Origin of the sequence: Oceanobacillus sp. AG, from assembly GCF_009746545.1 — a bacterium.
Lineage (GTDB): Bacteria > Bacillota > Bacilli > Bacillales > Amphibacillaceae > Oceanobacillus > Oceanobacillus indicireducens.
The window spans coordinates 1-21,201 of record NZ_WOWT01000044.1 but is presented as its reverse complement, the minus strand read 5'-3'; the positions used below and the strand labels follow the sequence as shown (position 1 = coordinate 21,201).

Sequence of the window (21,201 nt, the reverse complement as noted above, 5' to 3'; positions counted from 1 at the left end):
ATGAGGTTGATAGGTTCGAGGTAGAAGCATGGTGACATGTGGAGCTGACGAATACTAATCGATCGAGGACTTAACTAACTTCTATTTTGATGTCGTGATCTACTCTTATTTAGTTTTCAGGGTATAATTTTTACATAAAAGATAGTTTACACTTGATTTTTTCTATGAATCGGTTATAATAATGATTGTGACAAAAAAATAACTTGATTTTTACAAGAATTAACAATAAGTAGTTTTTTCACTAGGTCTGGTAATGAAGGCGGAGAGGTCACACCTGTTCCCATACCGAACACAGCAGTTAAGCTTTCCAGCGCCGATGGTAGTTGAGACTTTGTCTCTGCGAGAGTAGGACGTTGCCGGGCAATTAACCATAAAGTTAATTCTAATGAAAATATAAGCTTCTGAAAGTTAATTCAGGAAAGATTTCGACTGTATTACTTAAGCTCAATGGAGAGCTGTCCGAGTTGGTCGAAGGAGCACGATTGGAAATCGTGTAGGCCGCTATCGCGGTCTCGAGGGTTCGAATCCCTCGCTCTCCGCCATTATATTATTAGTTTAATGGCCCGTTGGTCAAGCGGTTAAGACACCGCCCTTTCACGGCGGTAACACGGGTTCGAATCCCGTACGGGTCACCATTCTTTAAGGAAGGCATGTTAAATACGCAACGTCCTGTTGCAACACATGCACTAGCACATCCTGTGCGTCGGAGGATTAGCTCAGTTGGGAGAGCACCTGCCTTACAAGCAGGGGGTCGCAGGTTCAAGTCCTGCATCCTCCACCATTATTTAAATATATTTTTACTATCGTGGGGTGGAGCAAAGCCGAAACACCATTGAGAAACATCTCTGAATAGGCTTTGTGAGGAGTGTAAGCTTCCCCGAATTATCCCGAAACACGACGAATAGTCCTTATTCTATTATTATGCATGAGCAAAACTTGCATATTTCTTATTACCGCGGGGTGGAGCAGTCCGGTAGCTCGTTGGGCTCATAACCCAAAGGTCGCAGGTTCAAATCCTGCCCCCGCAACCAAATTAAGGTCCGGTAGTTCAGTTGGTTAGAATGCCTGCCTGTCACGCAGGAGGTCGCGGGTTCGAGTCCCGTCCGGACCGCCACTATTTAGAAAAAAGTTATTACGGCTCGGTAGCTCAGTCGGTAGAGCAACGGACTGAAAATCCGTGTGTCGGCGGTTCGATTCCGTCCCGAGCCACCATTTGTATTATTGTTGGAGGGGTAGCGAAGTGGCTAAACGCGGCGGACTGTAAATCCGCTCCCTCAGGGTTCGGCAGTTCGAATCTGCCCCCCTCCACCATTTGATATAGGGGTATAGTTTAATGGTAAAACGAAGGTCTCCAAAACCTTTGATGTGGGTTCGATTCCTACTACCCCTGCCATTGTTTTTTTAATTTAAATGGCGGTCGTGGCGAAGTGGTTAACGCACCGGATTGTGGCTCCGGCACTCGTGGGTTCGACCCCCACCGGTCGCCCCATTTAATAGTTAGTTATTATTGGGCTATAGCCAAGCGGTAAGGCAACGGGTTTTGGTCCCGTCATTCCTAGGTTCGAATCCTAGTAGCCCAGTTATGATGCGGAAGTAGTTCAGTGGTAGAACACCACCTTGCCAAGGTGGGGGTCGCGGGTTCGAATCCCGTCTTCCGCTCCATTTTTTTATCTGGCGGTATAGCCAAGTGGTAAGGCAGAGGTCTGCAAAACCTTTACCACCGGTTCGAATCCGGTTACCGCCTCCAATGCCGGTGTGGCGGAATAGGCAGACGCGCAAGACTCAAAATCTTGTTCCTTCACGGGAGTGTCGGTTCGATCCCGACCACCGGTATCTTTTTTGTTTTTTAAGTTAATTTTAGAAAAGAATTATTTGCTCGTAAGCCTTGATATATAAGGGTTTACGAGCTTTTTTTGTATTTTTAGATTTCGATTGAAAACGATTGGTTTTCGAATGATTTTACACATTTTTTACACAAGAATTACACAATCATTTTCTCAAAAATATTGACTGTTTCCTGCTCGTCTTTCTCTCGTAACTCTTTAATGACGTGGGTATATTCCCTTAACGTTGTATCAATGTCTCCATGCCCAAGTCGTTCACTTATATAATGAATTGACACATTTTCATATAAAAGAACGCTCGCATGAGTATGACGTAATCCGTGCATAGTAATTGGATCTATTTTTAGATCCGTTAATACTTTTTTTAGAAGCTTGTTTGCATTGGAATTGCTGATTACTTTGTATTTAGATGCTGGGCTATAAAAGACTAACTTATGAATATTTGTAGGCATGGATTTGAATAGCTTTTTAAAGTGCCCCATTGTCTTTCCATCCATTTTAATTGTACGATTTGATTGTGTATTCTTAGTAGAACCAAATCCCTCAGTATGCCTATTTGCATAACCCCAGGTCTTATTGATTCTGATTGTATTTTTGGTGAAATCAAAATCGCTTCTCGTTAACCCCACAAGCTCTCCAAAACGCATTCCAGATGTTAAACCGAGTAGTATTAAAGAATAGCCCAGCCCTTGATCAAGACGCTTCCAAACTTCATTTAACAGCAACTGGCTTTCTTCGTAGTTTAGATGCTTTTCTTCTGATTTTTTGGCAGGTACTGTATAGGTAATAACAGCATTCCTGGTAAAATCACGATGAATAATTTGCTCATCCATTGCATCCTTTACACATGCACGAATATGGGTATTTACCTTTTCTACTGTTTCTTTAGATCTACTAGAACCAAACTGATTAATAAACATTTGATAATCATGTCTGGTGATCTCTTGTAAAGGTTTACTCCCGAAGTATTCTTTGATCGCTTTATAAGTGTATTCGTAATGCTTTCGAGTAGTAACACTGATATTTGTTTTATAAAGCCTAACCCACTTGTCAAAATAGTCATCTATTGGCACTGGAGTTAGATGAGGCAGAAGTCCTTTACTTAACTGTGATTCTATCTCTGCAGCTGCAATTTGAGCTTCTTTCTTAGTGCGGAAGCCTCCCTTTCTTATAGGTTTTGATTTTCCGTTAACCATATGGCTAACAGTAAACTGATATGTTTTTCCTCGTTTTTGAATACTAGCCATATTTTCCCCTCACTTTTTTTTTCATAAGGGTGGCCAGTTCCGAAATAGGTCACCCTTATTTTAACAATTTCTTATATTGTTTTGTAGTTACATATAAGGTAGTAGGAATTATATCTGCTACTAGGAAGAAAATATTCGGTGAAAATTCTTATCCAAAAAGTCTGCCATTTTTAAAGCATGAAAAGACCAAGTTTGCCCTTTTGTTTTTGGATAGAAGACAAAACCACCATGTTCAGTATCAAGTATTTTTCTGAAATGTGATGGATAAAGAATATTTTCTTTAATCCATTCATGTTTTCGATTGATTCTTTTTTCGAGATCTTTCATTGACCAGTAGACTCCATACAGTTGTTGCTGTTTAAGCTCCTTCAGTTCTACTTTTGAGATTAATACGGTATCAGACGGGATTGGGATAGTTAAATTAACTGATAGCTGTTGTTCCATTTTCATACCTCCACCATGATGATTATTCGATCATTGCAGCACAAAAAAATGCTTTTACAACAAGAAACAGAATCCATATGGACCTGTGACTTATTGCAAAAGCATTTTTGTTTTGCATTTTATCTGAAGTGTGTTGGCAGTTTATTATAAGTGTTTCAAACAAAGCCTATTTGGGCTAAAAAAATAAATGACTGAGTGCAAGTAAATACTCCTATCTAGTTGAATCTAGCTGCAATGTGTTATTGCTAGGCGCTTTGTCTATTGTGTAATTAATTTTTATTTCATTATTGGTGTTTATTCAATTTGTAAATATTAATTTACAGGATTTAATAATTTATGTCAAGATAATATTTATCCATATGGAAATCTGACTAAGAGTAGATAATTATAATTGTGGCACTAGCATAATATTTTTGAGTTATCGAGGGGGGGAGTGTTGACCGTTACACCACTGTTACGTTTAATATATATTTATCAAAAATTTTATTAGGGGTGAAATTAATGTCAAATACATATACAACGGGTCAAGTCGCAAAGATATTAGGGGAAGATCATAGAAATCAAGTTAATAGAATAATGAAATATATGGGAATGAATTTAGAAAAAAATGAACGAGGACATTACATAATTGATGATGAGTCACTTGACTTGATAAGAATGTATGCAGATTTCAAAAAAAATGTGAAGATAACTTATAAAGATTTTAACGAACTTGAAAATATTATAGAAATGTCTCATCTAAAGTTGAAGCTGTTCAAAGGGCATTTGATATTTTGGTTAATTATGATAATACAGCGAGTAATATTTCTACAAAAAAATTATTTTATATAACTTGTAGTGCGATCTTAGGATTATCGCATGAAAAAATAGAATTATTAGAGACAATAACAGGGGTATATCCTGATGAAAATGAAACATTAATATCTATGTATAATTATTTTTTGTATCAAGCCTATGTAATTGATATACTCCTTAATCTTTCTACACTTGAACTAGAACCTGAAGAGGAATTTTGGGATTTAGATGTTGTGAAGGGGTATGAAACATATATTTTTAACATTGTCTTTAACAGGCCACCAATTACTGAAAATATAAATGAATTTTTCATGTGTGTCCTAATGAAGAAAAAATATGATGCTGAAGCAAAAAATAATCTACTCATAAAAAAACTGACTGTTTTATTAAAGGAACTCAATAAATTCTATGATGAAAATAACTTAGACTATGATAAGTGTCAGCTCATCTTCTTACATGCCATTCAGCTATTGAGTTTGACATGCCTGACAACTCTGAAATAGTATAAGTACAGTTATATGGAGGTTAACATGTCAATTATTAAAGGTGGTGCAGCAAGGTTTAATGGTGTGATATTTTATTCAGAGAAATATATTTCAAAAGCCATTAGGAACAGAGATGGAACGCTTAGTATAAATATTACTAAAAGAAAGGATACTTCAAAGTTAGATAGAGTTATTAACAAAATCCCTATAATACGTGGATTATTCTTATTGATAAATCCGATTATAGTAATGTGGAAACTTTATCTATTTATATTTCTTCCACTTTTGGTTCTGCTTGTATTAATGACTCGTAATAGTGTAATAGCATCAGGTTCATCAATGCTCGTCTTATCAATTATTGCTGAATTGATTCAAAGCCATTTTTTATTACTACTTACAATTATATTGGTTACATTTGGAGTAATTTGTAAAATAACAAACCTAGGTAAGTATCATGCTGCTGAACATATGACAGATACATCATTTAGTACATTATCCAGTCTAGCGATATCAGATGTAATTATGCAATCAAGAATACATAGACGCTGTGGATCAAATATTGTGGTCTTTTTCTTCTTTTGGTGCTTTATCTTTTCTTTTTTTATTGCAGACTTACTTCTCCTAGGTGTACTCAGTGTTTGTTTGGGATATGAATTATTTCTAATTCAATCAAGAATGCTTACACCTTTTTATTGGATTGGTGGTTTTATACAATATACTCTATTCACATCAAAGCCATCATCAAGGCATGTAGAAGTTGCTGTAGCATCATATGAAGCTCTTTTAAAAGCGGAAAGAAATGATAATAAAGTATAGATCATTTTTAAAAATGAATATTGACACTTTTTGATAACTATTTTAGGATAAAGATAAATAAATATTATAAATCACTTTCAGATAAAACGCTCAGGCGTCAAGAATTATAAGATCTTATGGTCTTATAAATTGGCGAACTGAGCGTTTTTTTTGCGTTTAAAACGAAAGGGAGGAAAAATTGTATGAACTTAGTTGATTTGTTAGTAGCGAGGCAGAATGAAACGCCAGAAGAAAAAGCGAAAAGGTATAAACAAGAGCAAAAACTTAGATGGAAAGAGGAGGGGAATCATTTATATGAATGGAGACGCAGATTAGGATTAACAAGAACATTTATAGCGAATCAAACTAGGGTAAATCCTAGTCGGTTACGAAGGTTAGAACAAGGTTTACCTGTTAGAGATGCAAAAATAATATGTAGATCTTATGAAATGGTATTGGAAAAAGTAGAAAAGGACATGGAAACTGAAGGCTAATTGAGCAAATATATTGCTGGAAGAAAAAATAATACAAACTAAATGGAAAAGTACAATTAACCAGGTAGGACTCAAGAAAAATATTTGTTTTTGTAAAAACGGAAGAAACATTGAAATATAAGGATTCAAAAATTCTTGAAAAATCCTTATAAATACAATGCTTGTATTTAGTAGCTTATATGATTCTACTAGTTACTTTACCCACTTGCATGTGCATTAGATGCTATTAGTGAAGTAATGTTATAGATTGGACTTTTTATTGGTAGAAATTGAAAGTATTTTATGAATTACGCCATTCTTGAAGGTAATAATACTTTTAGAAAAATATCTCAATTAGGAAATGGAGGATAAATCATGTTGAAATTTAATCATGAAAAGTTAAGAGCTGCGAGGAGAGGAAAAAATTATACTCTACAGGACGTTGCTGATAGATTGCAGATTGAACTCCATGCTTACTGGCGTTTGGAGCAAGGGCAAACACAATTAAAGGTAGATCAATTGTTGAAACTCATACACATTTTTGATAAACCACTGGAATATTTCCTGGAAGAAACAAGTACATTTCATGAAGTCAATGACAAAATAACAGATTTAAAAATACTTGTTAAAAAACTGGACCATAATGAGTTGGATATTGAAAGCTTTCAAAAAGGTATTGAAATGGTAGAGACATCATTAATACCAAATTTAAAATAAACGCAAAGTTTTTGTGAATATAGCAACTGCAATTGAGTAATAGTCTTTAAAATATACAGGACATGCACGACCAAAATGGGGGAGAGTTTTGAGATGCTTCATACATTTGAATTAAAGTTAAAGACAAACTTTTCTATGATTAAAGCATTAGAGGAGGTATTTGGGAATGATTTGATAACCAAATTATCCAGCAATAGATATTACTGCATTTCAAATCCTATAGAAATTCCAGGAATACGAAGACTTAATATTAGTGATTCAGGTAAAGGTATTTATTATATTACTTTAGAGATAGAACCTGAAGTACTATTGAGAGGAATGTTAACTGTAGCGTTGTTCGATTGTTCTCAACATAATGTGCGAAAGCTTATTGATGCACTGAATGAAACTATATTATCGATACATGAGGCACTTCCGGAATTAAGTTGTGGTTGGAATTTATCACGAGTTGATTATGCTATGCAAATTCAATCAACATATACAGATGTCTACGTCTCACTAGCAAATAAAGCTAAAATACCACATCACTATGAAGACAAAATAAATCAATCTGGAAGTATGTATAGGCAGTCTAAAAGTGTAAGGTTTAATTTTTACGACAAATATGACTATATGAAGAAACAGAATGTCTCTGATACGCTAATAGAGTCTAGTCGAGGTATCTATCGTATAGAAGTCCAATACCGTACCACAAGAGCACTTAGACATATAAGAAAGAAATATGAGGCTTCAGCAATGTTTGATTTATTTGACCCAGATATTGCATTCGATATTATTCGTAATGCATATAACAAAAATATTGGTATGGAGAATTACTACAAATTTTGCTTAGCTGATAATATTATATCCTCTTGCAACTTAACTAATAGTATGAAATCCAAATTAATTAGCCTACTAAAATTAATAAAATGTGCTGGAACCTATGAGGAAACTATCGAAGCTATAGATAATAATAGTTGTATTGTCCCCAGTGATTACAAACACAATCTCCAGCTATTCAAAAGGCATGAGAGGAAGCTGAGAAAAATTGGAATAAATCCAATTCTTTTACCTGATGCTTTTGAATTAGATTTTTTATCGAATCCGTTTAATGAAATTATGACTGAATATCAGCGTGTATAGTCCAGTAAAAAAAATGATGAAAATAAAGGAGAAATTCGTTGTGAATATTGTTACTGTAAAATATGATCAAAAGTTATTTTCTCAATACAAACAGTTATCAAATGAACTAAAAATGGAAAAAGATTTAATTAGTGAAAAGGAATATTGGTCCAGATGGAGACAGTTAGAAGAATTAAGAGAGAGATTACGTGGAAGCATAAAAAACAAATTACTAGAGAAATAAGGGAATCTGGTAAACTAGTAATTGTTAAAGGCAAAATAAAAGAACCAAAATTATTGAATCATATTTCTATCCACAATTTTATTACTTTATGTGAAAAGGACTTTGGAACAAGTAAGAACTTTATTTTAGATTTTAACGGCAAAATTGAATATGTAACATGTAGAAGTTGTCTTGACATATATAATCATTGTTATAAAGATGATAATAACATTCATGAAATTGATAATATTGTAGATTTACGTTGTGAAGTCTGTGCAGGATATATAAAATTTCGAAGGGATTTATATATTCGTGACAACTTTAATTTATGCAGGAAATGTTGTAAAGAATTATTGGGTGAGAGATATGAGGAAGATCGATTAAAAAGGTGGAAAGAATTATGTTATTGGGCCATTGAAAAGCTTAAAGAAAAAGATTTAAGTAGGACTAAGAATGAGTTTAAGCTTCAATTTATACCAAATGTAATTGAACAGTTTAATGAAAAGGGAGCATTAAGTATCAAACAATATTTAATAATCGTTGATATGCTTTCGGGAAACAGTTGGACATTTATCAAGAACAAAGAAAGAGAGTTGAACTGGTGTCCATATACTAATGCAATAAAATAAAGTGGGCAAACATTGCCCACTTTCTATAAGCAAATCATAGACATCATGTTCAAATTATACTTGTAGTTTAACATCAAATGGTTCGATAACAATGATTAATTCATCTTCTGTAATTCCAATATCTCTTTGCAATTCGGATTTTATAAAGTCTATCATTCCTTCATTATATGATTTTAGGAATATCCTCGCTAATTCTTTCCCAACTTCATTATAGAAAACAATAGAATCATTAAGTTGAATATCGCGTATTCCAGCTAACGGATATCGTACTTTTTCATCATCAAATTTGATTGGCTTCAAGGTACTAATATAGCAATTGAAGCATGAATAAATTAATTTTTCCTCCTTTGTTCCAATGTAAGCCTCTTGGTTTAGAATCCTTTCTCCACATAAATGACAATAATGCATTTACATCATATCCTTTCTAATTATTTTTATTAAAAATAATTCATGTGAAAATAAAGAATTAGAAGTTAATCACATCCTTGTAAAATAGTAAAATAAATAGTTAGCAATTTATAAATAAGATGTAAAAATAAAGTTTAAAGGGAAGTATGAGAGGAAAGGCTACGGAAACGCTAGTAAATTTCTTCATCTATGCTAATAAAATGCAGATGATCATCACCGAAGGAGTTAAAAGCTTCCCCGAAGGGGTACTGAAAATTGAGGTTTTATAAATTGATATACCCGGGGCACGAATTCTCGTTACATAGGGTAAAATTAATACTAGGTTGGGCTAGAAAATTTTATAAAATTTTAATGCCTAATAGGGAAATATTTTTTATGAAACCTAGTGAAAGATTTAAAATATCATTAAAAAGGGGGATGAACTAAGTGAGCGAAAAAGAGAATTATGTTGAGCAAAAAGAAATAGAGGAAAATGTTAGTAAATTTGATAACACTGATTCTTCAAATCTTAGACCAAAAGATTATCAACTTCCAAGCCTAGGCGAAGAATTTATAGATCGGATTAATGAAATTCAAAAGCAATTTATTGCAAGTGTACAACCAATTATAGATTTGAGAAGAGAACTAATTGAACCTATTACTGAAATGCAAAAGCAAATTAGCGAGGCTCTAAGACCATTTACACAAATAAAAGAAGCCATTAATCAATTAACAGCACCTTTAAAGGGAATTGATTGGGATGCCTTAAGTAAGGTTGCGGCTGAAAGGCTTAAAGAAATTGATACTTTCTTAAAGGAACAAGAAGATAATTTATGGTGTATAGATGTTGACCTTTTAGATGCTATCGAAAATGAGGAAGTAATTAATTATGCAGAATGTATTGATTCAAAACTAGATGAATATGTTCTGGAAATTACAAGTGATCCAATATATGAATTACATGTGTCACTGATTAAAGAAACCTATGGAGCATATAGAGCAGGATATTATAAGTTGTGTACGTTTCCATTGTTTTCTACATTCGAACATATAGTAGCTTCATGGTACGAAGGAAATATTACTGAAGAAGAAATTGCAGTTAATCTGAAACCTAAACAGAAACGGCTATATTATAAAATTCAAAAGCTGACAAATGAAGAAAATGGCCAAGAAGGATTCATTAAAGTGTTTGCACAGTCTGTATTAAGGATGTACGAAAAGACATTTGTTTCAATTCCAGAACAACTTAATAAAGAACTAAATCGAAACTCAATTACACATGGATTCCATGATTATGATTCCATTACTCAAGAAGACGTTTTAAAGCTATTTCAACTATTAAAGGCAGCATTGATATTAAAATACGTAAGTCCTAAGGATTTTATAGAATAAGTCTTTTCTAGCCGTTACATTGGAGAAATCTGCCTCTTTTAAGCCGCCTAATTTTTATACTAAATGATACAAACAGAGGGAGGTTAATTAATGAATACATATAGAAATTCAGATAGAGATTTTTTAGGTGTATCAAACCAAATGAGGAGAAAGAAAATATGATAATATATATATAGATAATTAGTTAAAGTACGGAGAGAGGAAGTAACATTATGACAGAAAATCAACGTAATGCACAAACATCAATAAATGTACAAAAACAGGCCAATTTAATTTGGAACGTTGCTGATATTATACGAGGACTATACAAACCTCATGAATATGGAAAAGTTATTTTACCGATGACTGTAATTAAACGTCTGCACGACACGTTATTACCAACACGTGACAAAGTGTTAGAGGCATCCGAAAAATATAAAAATATGAATGACGCATTTCGTCACCGATTCTTAACACAAGCATCAGGTTATCCCTTTTACAATACGAATGTCTATACATTTGATACGCTACTTGCAGACCCAGCAAATATCGAAACAAATTTCCGAGCTTATTTAAATAGCTTTTCAGATAATATGCTAGATATTTTAGCCAACTTTAGATTTGATGTTGAAATTTCTACATTAGCTGATAATGATGCGCTGTTTCATGTTATTCAAGAATTTAATAAGAAAGAATCTTATCTAGGTCCAGATAAAGTAACAAGTACAGATATGGGATATATTTTCGAGGAATTAGTTCGTAAGTTTTCAGAGAGTTATAACGAAGAAGCAGGAGAACATTTCACAAGTCGAGATATTATTTATTTAATGACTGATTTACTATTAATTGAAGACAGAGATACGTTAACAGGAGAAGATGTTGTAAAAACAGTATATGATCAAACGATGGGAACCTCACAAATGTTATCAGCAATGCAAGAACGGATCCATGATTTTAATGAGAATGCGGAAGTTAGGACTTATGGACAAGAATTAAATCCAGAAACTTTTGCAATAGCTAAGGCAGATACGATGATTCGTGGCGGAAATCCAGATAATATGGCACTAGGTAGCACACTATCGAATGATCAATTTGAAGGATATGAATTTGATTACTGTATTTCTAATCCACCATTTGGAACTGACTGGAAAAGAGATCAAAAGGCTGTAAAAGCTGAGCATGCATTGGGTGAAAATGGACGTTTTAGTGTGGGGTTACCGAAAATAAGTGATGGTCAACTACTGTTTCAATTAAATGGTATTTCAAAGTTAAAAGAGACAGGAAGAATGGCAATTATTCATAATGGTTCTGCGCTTTTTTCAGGTAACCCTGGTGGAGGCGAGAGTAGTATTCGTCAATATGTCATTGAAAATGATTGGTTAGAAGCAATAGTTCAATTACCCAACGATTTATTTTATAACACGGGGATTTCAACGTATATTTGGGTAATTACAAAAAATAAATCACCAGAACGACAAGGAAAAGTACAATTAATCGATGCTTCAAAAATGTATGAAAAGCGAAGAAAAAGCATTGGTGAAAAACGTGTTGATATTTCAAAAGAATGTAGAAATATGATTGTACAAGCATATGGTGAATTTGATAATAAAGAATATAGACTTGGCGAAAAAGTAGTAGAGTCTAAGATTTTTGATAATGAAGATTTCGGCTATACACGTGTTACGATTGAAAGTCCGCAACGTGATAAAAATGGAAATATCAAAATGAAGAAAAATAAACCTGTAGCAGATCCGAAATTACGTGATACAGAAGACATTCCATTGAAAGAAGATATTGATGTTTACTTAGAACGCGAAGTATTACCGTATAATCCTGATGCATGGATGGATCGAAAGAAAGATAAAGTTGGGTATGAAATTCCGTTTACACGTTTGTTTTATACATATACTCCACCAGAACCTTCTGAAGTTATAGCAGAACGAATTAAAAAGTTAGAAGAATCGATTGTTACAAACTTCCAAGCGTTATCCGGGAAGGATGTGAGTAATGTTGACTAGGGAAATGAAAGATTCGGGTGTTGCGTGGATTGGAGAGATACCGAAGGATTGGAAAATATCAAAAATTGGAGCGCTATATATTGAGAGGAATGAGAAAGTTTCTGATTTCGATTATGAGCCCTTATCAGTTACTAAGGGTGGAGTTGTTCCACAATTAGAAAATGCAGCTAAGTCATCCAACCATAATAATAGAAAATTAGTTCTTAAAGATGATTTTGTTATAAATTCCAGATCAGATAGAAAAATGTCAGCAGGTATAGCTTATTCGAATGGGTCTGTATCAGTGATTAATACAGTAATATACTCTAATATAATATCTAAAGAATATACAAAGTATTTATTAAAAAATTATTCGTTTGCAGAAGAATTTTATAGATGGGGTTCTGGAATAGTAGCAGATCTTTGGTCTACAAAATGGGATAAAATGAAGAATATCTTAATACCTGTTCCTCCTCTTGATGAACAAGAAAAAGTTGCGAAAAAAATAGATACACTAAGCAATAATATTAATAACTTGATAAGTGAAACAAAACAATCAATTGATGAACTAAAGAAATACAAGCAATCTATTATTACTGAAGCAGTTACAAAAGGATTAAACCCAAATGCAGAAATGGAAAGCGTTGAAATAGATGAGATTAAAGCACATCCAAAGCATTGGACATTATCGAAAATAAAATACCATGTACAAATAGATCCATCAAAACAAGAACATTTTAGTGAATTACCTTCTGAAGCAACTTTTTTACCAATGAATAAGTTGAAAAATGGTTTCATTATAAATACAGAAAAGGATAAAACAGTAAACCTAGAAAATAAGTATACTTATTTTGCAGAAGAAGATATTGTAATTGCAAAAGTTAGACCATCATTTGAAAATGGTAACATCGCAATTGCTAAAAATCTTTTAAACAAAATAGGTTTTGGAACATCTGAAATATTTGTATTAAGAAATAAACAAATGAAAATAACTCAACAATTTTTGTTTTATTTTCTAAGGAATGACATCTTTATACAATATGGTAGTGCCAGCATGACTGGAGTTGCAGGGTTACAGAGGATATCTTCAAATTTTATTATGAATTATCCAATTGCAATTCCACCAATAGAAGAGCAATTACAAATAGTAAATTATCTAAACGAAAAAGTAAAGCAAATAGATGAATTAATTCAAAAAAAGGAAAAGCTAATTGAAGAACTTGAACAATACAAAAAATCTCTCATCTACGAATATGTTACAGGTAAAAAAGAAGTGTGAGGGGGTATAAGGTGTGCTTGAAAACAAAGAAGAGCGTTTTGAAAGAGATATTGAAACAAGTTTAACAAACGAAGGCGGCTGGGAGTCCGTCGCCTTCAAAGATATAAACTACGATCCTGAACTTGGATTAGATGTATCAATTTTACTCGATTTCATTCGTGAAACACAACCAAAAGCATGGAAACGGTATGAAAAGATTTATCGTATTGATGCTGAATCAAGATTTATAAAGCGATTTAATGAAGAAGTAAATACACACGGCCTATTGCATGTCCTTCGAAAAGGAATTAAGGATCGTGGTGTGTCTTTTAAAGTTGTGTATTTTCGACCTGTTTCATCTCTAAGCTATGAAAATATAAAACAATTTGAAGCGAACCGTTTTCAATGTATACGCCAGTTTGCATACAGTAAAAAAAATCGAAATACGATTGATATGGTATTAGCTGTAAATGGCATTCCTCTTGTCGCTTTAGAATTAAAAAATCAATATACAGGACAAAATGTTGAACATGCAAAAGTCCAGTTTGAAACGAATCGTGACCCGAATGAAATTGTATTTCAATTTAATAAACGATTTCTAGTCTATTTTGCTGTGGATCATTTTGAAGTTTACATGACAACAAAATTAGCAAAACATAAAACTTACTTCTTACCATTTAATCAAGGCTCAAATGGCGCTGGAGAAGTTGGTGGTAAAGGAAACCCACCTAATTCAGAAGGATACCCGACAGCTTATCTTTGGGAACAAGTTTTGCACCGAAATCAGTTCATGGATATTGTGGAACGTTTCATGAATTTTGAAGTGAAAAAGAACATCTTAATTTTCCCGCGTTATCATCAATTAGATGTAGTCAATAAGCTTGTTGCAGATGTAAAAGAACATGGTTCAGGGAAAAACTATCTTATCCAACATTCTGCAGGATCAGGAAAGTCAAATAGTATCGCATGGTTGGCATACCATTTAGCTTCCTTACACGATAAAGAAAATAATCTAATTTATTCATCTATTATTATTGTTACTGATCGAACAGTGTTAGACCGACAGCTACAAGATACGATTACGAGTTTTGAACATACAACAGGACAAGTAGAAACGATTGGAGACAATAAAACGTCTCAAGACTTGAAGAATGCGATTAACGATAAGAGGAAAATCATTATTACAACACTTCAAAAATTCCCTGTTATTTATCAAGAAGTTGACGCAGTAGATGGAAGAAGATTTGCAATCATAGTCGATGAAGCCCATTCATCTCAAACGGGTAAAAGTGCACAGAAGTTAAAGCAAGCCTTAGCTGATAAAGAGGCATCGCTTAAAGAGTACCAAGAAATTGAAGAAGAAATTGAAAATCAAATGTTAGATGATCAAGACCGACTCGTTCAAACATTATTGTCACAAGGACAACATCATAATTTAAGTTTCTTTGCATTCACAGCTACACCGAAAGAGAAAACCCTTGAAATGTTCGGTACAAAACAACCAGATGGAAGTTTTAGATCATTCCATGTTTATAGCATGAGACAAGCGATTGAAGAAGGATTTATTTTAGATGTATTAAAAAATTATATGACCTATAAAACATCTTATCGTATTGCAAAAGAGATAGAGGAAAACCCTGAATTACCAAAAACTGAGGCAGTTCGAGCGATCGCACGTTATCAATCATTCCATCCGTGGGTATTACGACAAAAAACAGAAGTAATGGTTGAACAGTTTAGAGCGGTAACTAAAAAGGCTATTGGTGGTAGAGCAAAAGCAATGATTGTTACACCGTCACGTCTTCATGCTGTTCGATATATGAAGGAATTTAAAGCTTATATTAAAGAGAAAGGTTATACTGACCTTGATGTCCTTGTTGCTTTTTCGGGTTCTGTTACAGATGATGGCAATGAGTATACTGAGTCAAGTATGAACGTAACGAAAGATGGCGAACGGGTTAAAGAAAACCAGTTAAAAGAAACATTTCATGGGGATGATTTTAATTTATTAATCGTTGCAGAGAAATACCAAACAGGTTTTGACGAGCCTTTACTTCATACGATGTTTGTCGATAAAAAATTACGTGGCGTAAAGGCAGTACAGACATTGTCTCGTTTAAACCGAACTATGCCAGGAAAGAAAGATACGTTCATTTTAGATTTTGTTAATACAGAAGAAGAAATCTTGGAGGCATTCCAACCATTCTATGAAGCAACAACTTTAAAAGAAGAAGTAAATTTAAATTTAATATATGATACGCAAAGTAAATTACGTAAATTTGCTTTGTACAATGATGATGATATTGCACAGGTAATGAAACTCGTGAAGCAGGCACAAAAGAGGCAAGATGACCGTTTATTAGGGCGGATGTCAAGCCTTTTTAAACCTGTCATCCAGCGCTATGAAGAGCTGCCAGAGGACATACAATATGAGTTCAGAGTAACATTACGTAACTTCGGTAAATGGTATAACTATGTTGCACAGTTAGATCGTACATTTGATATGGAATTATTAGAAGAAAACATTTATACAAGCTATTTATTGAAGTTTATCCCGAAAGAAAAACGTGAAAAAGTGGATATTGCGGATAAAGTAAAGCTTGAATATTATAAGCTACAAAAAGATTTCGAAGGTGAAATCATGCTTGTTGCCGAAAATGAAGAGGGCGGCGAATTAAAGCATCCTACAGAATTTAATGCAAACATAAAACCTGTTGAAGAACGTGATCCATTAGACGTAATTATTGAACGTATTAATGAGCGTTTTCCAGATGATTTTACACCACAAGACCGAGTAATTGTAGAAACATTATACAAATCCTTTACAGAAGAACGAGATGCGAAAATTGTAAATATGGCTAAAAATAATAGCCGTGAGATGTTTGAAAATAGTTTGTTTAAAGACGTTTTCCTTGATCGAGTAATGGATGAGTACACGAAGAATTCAGAAGCATTCCAAAGATTAATTGGAGCAGATGATTCGTACTTTAAAACTGTCTATGCATTTATTGCTGCGGATGTTTATAAGACATTGCGATCGGAAGTTTAAGGGAGTCTAGTCTAAAGTTAATGATAGAGTATACTAAAGTAAGGGATTAAGTGGTACATTATGCAGCGGATATCAAAGATGAATATAAATCATAACAGCAAATGTCAGTCACTTTATAAAAAGTTTGTTGGAAGAACTTTTTTTGAATGACTGGCATTTTTTAAAAAGAGGACGGCTACATTTTAAAGTTTGTATTTTATTAGGGAAAACAAGTTTCTCAATAACTAGAAAGTCTATCTTGATTGTAATTATACCTATATCACTTTTCTGATTCTTACATATTAGTTTTTATCTAGATTGGAATTTTAGGAGGATACAACAATTGCAAATATCAGAACTTCATATAAGTAATTTTAGATCATTTGGAGCTGATACTGAATCGATTAAAATTGATAATTTAACAGCTTTAATAGGCTCAAATAGCTCAGGTAAAACTAGTTTGATTATGGCTTTGTTAAGATTATTTGGTCAAAGGAATATTGATAGATCTTTGATTAAAACAGATTTTCACGTTTCAGAAGACGAAGATATATCTAATATAGAGGAAATGAACCTTAGCATAGAAGCAAAAATTATATTTCCAGAATTAAAATCTCAAAGTCCGGAGGAAATTAAGACTATACCTGAATTTATAAAACAGTTGGTTGTGGATGAGGCTGGAAAAGAACCGTATATAAGAATGCGTTTAGTAGGTAAATGGGTGCAGGGTACTACACCCGAGGGAGATATTGAGCAAGAATTATTTTATGTAAAAGTACCGTATGGACAAGAGGAGCAAGATGCCTTAATTAAGGTGCCAATTCATCATAAAAAGTTAATTCAAATGATTTATGTTCCTGCAATGAGAGACCCAGCTAGTCAATTGAAAAATGCTTCTGGGACTTTACTTTGGCGTATTTTTAGTGGAATCGATTGGCCAAAAAATTTAAACGAAGATATAGAGTCATTAACTGAGCCAATTGAAGAGTTATTTAACGGTATTGACGGAATTAAAAACGTACAAAAAATCTTAAACACTCAATGGAATAAATATTATAAGGATAGAAGATATTCAAAGAGTCAATTAAAATTCAATAGCAGTAGTTTGAACGATTTTTTAAAAAACATTGAGATTTTATTTAGTCCGGCTGTTGATGGTAATTCTATTAGGGTTGATGGGTTGGGGGATGGTTTAAAGTCATTATTCTATATAACGCTAGTTTCTTCTTTACTTGAAATCGAAAATAAACAAGAAAAAGAAGATAAACCATTGTTAAATATATTAGCTATAGAAGAACCGGAGAATCATATATCCCAGCATATATTAGGAAGAGTAGTAAGAAATTTAAAGGAAATAGCTAATAGAGAAAATGCACAAGTTATATTATCTTCCCATAATTCATCTATCATTGGAAAAATTGATCCCGAACATATTAGACATTTGCAGATAAGGGATTCGAAGACTTTAGTACATAATATTACGCTTCCAGAGAAACATGACGAAGCCTTTACTTATATTAAAGAAGCGGTTAAATCTTATCCTGATTTATACTTTTCAAAACTAGTAGTCTTAGGAGAAGGAGATAGTGAGGAAATAGTATTACCTAAATTATTGAGTGCTTCCAATGTTTACCTTGATGATTACAATATTTCAATAGTGCCACTAGGCGGTAGACATGTTAACCATATGTGGAAGCTCCTAAATGATTTATCGATTCCTCATGTTACATTGTTAGATTTAGACAGAGAGCGGAATGGTGGTGGCTGGGGAAGAATCAAATATGTACTAAAGCAGCTTAATGAGAATAATAGATGTTCTGAAGAACTTAGAACAGTTTATAAAGGTAAAGAAAAAGAAAAGTATATTTATAGCATAGAAGAAATAGAAGAATTTCATAAAAGAGATGTAAATAATTTAAAATCTATGGATACTTGGATAAAAAAATTGGAAAGAGCAGATGTATATTTTTCATTTCCATTAGATATTGATTTCTCGATGTTGAAAAGTTTCCAAAAGGAATACCAAAGCACTATGATTAATGGTCCTAGAATTCCAGCAGATGAACGTTCCTCAGAGTACGATGAAAAATTGCAAAGCTCAATACAAGCTACTCTTAAACATAAAGACGCTGTTGCAAAAACATATTCAGATGAGGAAAAAAAATTAATGATATGGTACAATTCTTTGTTTTTGGGTAGAGGGAAACCAAGCACGCATATTGCTGCCTTAAAGGATGTCGAGGATACTACATTTTTGGTCAATGCCCCCAAAGAGTTGTTAAGACTTCTGGAAAAAATAAAGGAAAAAGTAGATTGAACAGGAGGGGGGGAACGTTGAATAATAAAGTACTTGAGCAAGATTGGAAGCCATCGGATAACATAGTATTAGAGGATGCAGCTTTAGCATCAATAAAAGAACCTAATAATGTTTCAATTGTTGCTGGACCGGGAGCTGGAAAGACTGAGTTGTTAGCTCATAAGGCAGGATACCTAATTGAAACAGGAATATGCACATATCCCAAAAAAATTTTAGCCATAAGCTTTAAGGTTGATGCTGCTAGTAACCTTCAAGAGCGAGTTGAAAAGAGGTACGGTAAAGACGTTTCAAGTAGATTTGAGTCAAGGACATTCGACTCTTTTGCAAAAGGGTTATTGGATCAATTTCTACATGCCTTACCTGAAGAGTATAAACCAGCGAAGCAATATGAGATTATTAGTAATGAGAGACTAATAGATGACATTATTAAAGGATATATTACTGATACAAATGTATTTTATCCATCATGGCAGCATGAGTATAACTTTTTAAGAGTAAATAAACTATTAAAAGAAACAAGACTTCCAATATCAACTTTTGATAATGATTTGTACTATTGGATTAATGAGAGATTATGGAATGTATTATTAAAAGGAAAAAATAAATTGAATAGCTCATTAACTTTTCCAATTATATCTATTTTAGTAGAATATTTATTAAGGGAAAATCCATTAATTGTTAAAACGTTACAAGCTACATATAGTCATGTCTTTTTAGATGAATTTCAAGATACTACATATATTCAATATGACCTTTTAAAAACAGCTTTTTTAGATTCAAAAAGTATTATTACAACAGTTGGTGATAATAAGCAACGAATTATGGGATGGGCTGGGGCATTGAAAAATGCTTTTGAAATTTTTAATAAAGATTTTAATGCTAGTCAGTTTTCTTTGTTAAATAACTATAGATCCGCTCCTAGATTAATCTATATTCAGAATTTATTTTCCAAAACACTTAATAAGGCATCAGTAGATGCAATTCCAGCTGGAGAGTGGAGCGCAGAAGATGGAATCTGCGAAATATGGACGTTTAAAAATCATAGGAATGAAGCTAATATTTTGTCTAGGAAAATAAAAGAGTGGATGGATTCTGAAGATTTAAAGCCAAGGGATTTTTGTATTATTGTTAAGCAACAGGAGCATGTCTATGCGGCTGAAATTATCAAAGCACTTTCAAAGTTAAATATTGATAGTAGAATCGAGAAGGAATTTCAGGATTTATTATCGGATGAATTAATTATAATAACCTTAAATTTTTTAAAATTGTGTGGAGAGGAAAAGTTGCCAGACCTATGGTTGGAATTTACAGATACAATTATTGAAATAAAATATCCAAGCTCTGTGTTAGAAGAAATAAATATATTGAACGTAGAAGAGGAATTATCAAAAGCATTAGAAACAGTCAAAGATATTTTTTCTAATGTCAACGAAGCAAATTTTGAGACTGAAATTCAAAAGATAATGAATACAATAGTAGAATTTTTAGGTGAAGAGAACATTAAAACAGTCTATCCCAAATATAACCAGAATAATTATCTAGAAGATAGAATACAAAGAATGATAAAGAACCTAAACTATTATGAAGGAGCTTCGATAAAGGATCTGGTTCGAGAGTTTTGTGGAGAATATAGTATCCCTATAATGACAATTCATAAAAGTAAAGGATTGGAATATAATACTGTTATATTTGTTGGTTTAGAGGATGCAGCATTTTGGAGTTTTAAAACTCAGAAGGAAGCAGATAAGAATGCTTTTTTTGTAGCTTTATCCCGTGCAAAGCAAAGAATTTTTTTTACAATTAGCGAGGAGAGGGAAATTTTAAAGTATGGTGAGCCTATAAATACAAGGCAAGATATTAAGGATATATCGGAGTTATTAAAAATACTAGTTGATGCAAATGTTCCGGTGGTTAAAGAGAATGAACATAAATATAATGTGTAACTATATATTAATAACAGTATTGTAAACTAGCACATTATTCCAGGTCATCTATTTCAAACTAATTCAGCTGTTTATCTGGGGTAATGTGCTATTATTTTCACTTTATTTCATATGTGAAAAAGAATATGCACGCTATTTCTCTACTAT

General features: G+C 33.1%; 16 protein-coding genes, 13 tRNA genes and 1 rRNA gene. 27 read left to right on the top strand and 3 right to left on the bottom strand.

Annotation, left to right across the window (positions count from 1 at the left end):
* The first annotated feature begins 246 nt into the window (after nt 1-246).
* From rrf to GN217_RS17465, 14 genes are all read left to right on the top strand, one after another.
* A 5S ribosomal RNA gene (gene rrf, locus GN217_RS17530) occupies nt 247-362 on the top strand.
* Nucleotides 363-449: 87 nt separating this feature from the next.
* Nucleotides 450-542 (top strand) — tRNA-Ser (locus tag GN217_RS17525).
* An 18-nt stretch (nt 543-560) separates the two neighbouring features.
* Nucleotides 561-635 (top strand) — tRNA-Glu (locus GN217_RS17520).
* Between the two features lie 70 nt (nt 636-705).
* Nucleotides 706-781 (top strand) — tRNA-Val (locus tag GN217_RS17515).
* Nucleotides 782-954: 173 nt separating this feature from the next.
* Nucleotides 955-1,031 (top strand) — tRNA-Met (locus GN217_RS17510).
* Between the two features lie 6 nt (nt 1,032-1,037).
* A tRNA-Asp gene (locus GN217_RS17505) sits at nt 1,038-1,114 on the top strand.
* A 22-nt stretch (nt 1,115-1,136) separates the two neighbouring features.
* Nucleotides 1,137-1,212, top strand: a tRNA-Phe gene (locus GN217_RS17500).
* Between the two features lie 14 nt (nt 1,213-1,226).
* A tRNA-Tyr gene (locus GN217_RS17495) sits at nt 1,227-1,311 on the top strand.
* Nucleotides 1,312-1,319: 8 nt separating this feature from the next.
* A tRNA-Trp gene (locus GN217_RS17490) sits at nt 1,320-1,393 on the top strand.
* Between the two features lie 20 nt (nt 1,394-1,413).
* Nucleotides 1,414-1,489 (top strand) — tRNA-His (locus GN217_RS17485).
* 19 nt (nt 1,490-1,508) lie between these two features.
* Nucleotides 1,509-1,580 (top strand) — tRNA-Gln (locus tag GN217_RS17480).
* A gap of 7 nt (nt 1,581-1,587) precedes the next feature.
* Nucleotides 1,588-1,662, top strand: a tRNA-Gly gene (locus GN217_RS17475).
* An 11-nt stretch (nt 1,663-1,673) separates the two neighbouring features.
* Nucleotides 1,674-1,747, top strand: a tRNA-Cys gene (locus GN217_RS17470).
* A gap of 2 nt (nt 1,748-1,749) precedes the next feature.
* A tRNA-Leu gene (locus tag GN217_RS17465) sits at nt 1,750-1,833 on the top strand.
* 148 nt (nt 1,834-1,981) lie between these two features.
* Here the strand turns inward: GN217_RS17465 and GN217_RS17460 are convergent.
* Nucleotides 1,982-3,091 (bottom strand): site-specific integrase, encoded by a 1,110-nt coding sequence (locus GN217_RS17460; protein ID WP_156857940.1) that lies wholly within the window; start codon nt 3,089-3,091, stop codon nt 1,982-1,984.
* Nucleotides 3,092-3,211: 120 nt separating this feature from the next.
* Nucleotides 3,212-3,535: a DUF771 domain-containing protein gene (locus tag GN217_RS17455; protein WP_033829747.1), complete on the bottom strand. Its 324-nt coding sequence runs from the start codon at nt 3,533-3,535 to the stop codon at nt 3,212-3,214.
* A 501-nt stretch (nt 3,536-4,036) separates the two neighbouring features.
* Between GN217_RS17455 and GN217_RS17450 the strand changes: the two genes are divergently transcribed.
* The 7 genes from GN217_RS17450 (at nt 4,037) to GN217_RS17420 (ending at nt 8,753) form a co-directional block, all read left to right on the top strand.
* On the top strand, nt 4,037-4,366 hold the full coding sequence (locus tag GN217_RS17450; protein ID WP_156857939.1) for a hypothetical protein: 330 nt from the start codon (nt 4,037-4,039) through the stop codon (nt 4,364-4,366).
* The gene (locus GN217_RS17445; protein ID WP_198042715.1) at nt 4,309-4,833 is read left to right on the top strand and encodes a hypothetical protein; all 525 of its coding nucleotides are present in this window, start codon (nt 4,309-4,311) and stop codon (nt 4,831-4,833) included. The genes GN217_RS17450 and GN217_RS17445 overlap by 58 nt, the downstream gene beginning before the upstream one ends.
* A gap of 27 nt (nt 4,834-4,860) precedes the next feature.
* A complete protein-coding gene (locus GN217_RS17440; RefSeq protein ID WP_198042714.1) occupies nt 4,861-5,631 on the top strand; it encodes a DUF1385 domain-containing protein in 771 nt (256 codons plus the stop codon).
* A gap of 182 nt (nt 5,632-5,813) precedes the next feature.
* Nucleotides 5,814-6,104, top strand: coding sequence for a helix-turn-helix domain-containing protein (locus GN217_RS17435; protein ID WP_122973282.1), 291 nt, complete (start codon nt 5,814-5,816; stop codon nt 6,102-6,104).
* 354 nt (nt 6,105-6,458) lie between these two features.
* A complete protein-coding gene (locus GN217_RS17430) occupies nt 6,459-6,800 on the top strand; it encodes a helix-turn-helix domain-containing protein (protein WP_108073327.1) in 342 nt (113 codons plus the stop codon).
* A gap of 93 nt (nt 6,801-6,893) precedes the next feature.
* Entirely contained in the window at nt 6,894-7,922 is a 1,029-nt protein-coding gene (locus GN217_RS17425; protein WP_156857936.1) for a hypothetical protein, read from the top strand.
* A 153-nt stretch (nt 7,923-8,075) separates the two neighbouring features.
* Nucleotides 8,076-8,753, top strand: a complete 678-nt coding sequence (locus GN217_RS17420; RefSeq protein ID WP_156857935.1) for a hypothetical protein — start codon at nt 8,076-8,078, stop codon at nt 8,751-8,753.
* Between the two features lie 54 nt (nt 8,754-8,807).
* Here GN217_RS17420 and GN217_RS17415 read toward each other — a convergent pair whose 3' ends face one another.
* Complete coding sequence (locus tag GN217_RS17415; protein WP_156857934.1) at nt 8,808-9,053, bottom strand: hypothetical protein; 246 nt, start codon at nt 9,051-9,053, stop codon at nt 8,808-8,810.
* A 534-nt stretch (nt 9,054-9,587) separates the two neighbouring features.
* Between GN217_RS17415 and GN217_RS17410 the strand changes: the two genes are divergently transcribed.
* From GN217_RS17410 to GN217_RS17385, 6 genes are all read left to right on the top strand, one after another.
* Complete coding sequence (locus GN217_RS17410; RefSeq protein ID WP_156857933.1) at nt 9,588-10,532, top strand: hypothetical protein; 945 nt, start codon at nt 9,588-9,590, stop codon at nt 10,530-10,532.
* 212 nt (nt 10,533-10,744) lie between these two features.
* Nucleotides 10,745-12,529, top strand: coding sequence for a type I restriction-modification system subunit M (locus tag GN217_RS17405; protein ID WP_156857932.1), 1,785 nt, complete (start codon nt 10,745-10,747; stop codon nt 12,527-12,529).
* Between the two features lie 4 nt (nt 12,530-12,533).
* Nucleotides 12,534-13,787, top strand: coding sequence for a restriction endonuclease subunit S (locus GN217_RS17400; protein WP_232334492.1), 1,254 nt, complete (start codon nt 12,534-12,536; stop codon nt 13,785-13,787).
* A 13-nt stretch (nt 13,788-13,800) separates the two neighbouring features.
* The gene (locus GN217_RS17395) at nt 13,801-16,815 is read left to right on the top strand and encodes a type I restriction endonuclease subunit R (protein WP_156857930.1); all 3,015 of its coding nucleotides are present in this window, start codon (nt 13,801-13,803) and stop codon (nt 16,813-16,815) included.
* A 322-nt stretch (nt 16,816-17,137) separates the two neighbouring features.
* The gene (locus tag GN217_RS17390; protein ID WP_156857929.1) at nt 17,138-19,111 is read left to right on the top strand and encodes an ATP-dependent nuclease; all 1,974 of its coding nucleotides are present in this window, start codon (nt 17,138-17,140) and stop codon (nt 19,109-19,111) included.
* A gap of 17 nt (nt 19,112-19,128) precedes the next feature.
* Nucleotides 19,129-21,054: a UvrD-helicase domain-containing protein gene (locus tag GN217_RS17385; RefSeq protein WP_156857928.1), complete on the top strand. Its 1,926-nt coding sequence runs from the start codon at nt 19,129-19,131 to the stop codon at nt 21,052-21,054.
* Nucleotides 21,055-21,201 lie beyond the last annotated feature (147 nt).

Coding starts and splice junctions, on each gene's coding strand:
- GN217_RS17400 (WP_232334492.1), top strand. CDS start 12,534: ATGAAAGATTCGGGTGTTGCGTGGATTGGAGAGATACCGAAGGATTGG.
- GN217_RS17440 (WP_198042714.1), top strand. CDS start 4,861: ATGTCAATTATTAAAGGTGGTGCAGCAAGGTTTAATGGTGTGATATTT.
- GN217_RS17435 (WP_122973282.1), top strand. CDS start 5,814: ATGAACTTAGTTGATTTGTTAGTAGCGAGGCAGAATGAAACGCCAGAA.
- GN217_RS17455 (WP_033829747.1), bottom strand. CDS start 3,535: ATGGAACAACAGCTATCAGTTAATTTAACTATCCCAATCCCGTCTGAT.
- GN217_RS17420 (WP_156857935.1), top strand. CDS start 8,076: ATGGAGACAGTTAGAAGAATTAAGAGAGAGATTACGTGGAAGCATAAA.
- GN217_RS17405 (WP_156857932.1), top strand. CDS start 10,745: ATGACAGAAAATCAACGTAATGCACAAACATCAATAAATGTACAAAAA.
- GN217_RS17460 (WP_156857940.1), bottom strand. CDS start 3,091: ATGGCTAGTATTCAAAAACGAGGAAAAACATATCAGTTTACTGTTAGC.
- GN217_RS17430 (WP_108073327.1), top strand. CDS start 6,459: ATGTTGAAATTTAATCATGAAAAGTTAAGAGCTGCGAGGAGAGGAAAA.
- GN217_RS17425 (WP_156857936.1), top strand. CDS start 6,894: ATGCTTCATACATTTGAATTAAAGTTAAAGACAAACTTTTCTATGATT.
- GN217_RS17450 (WP_156857939.1), top strand. CDS start 4,037: ATGTCAAATACATATACAACGGGTCAAGTCGCAAAGATATTAGGGGAA.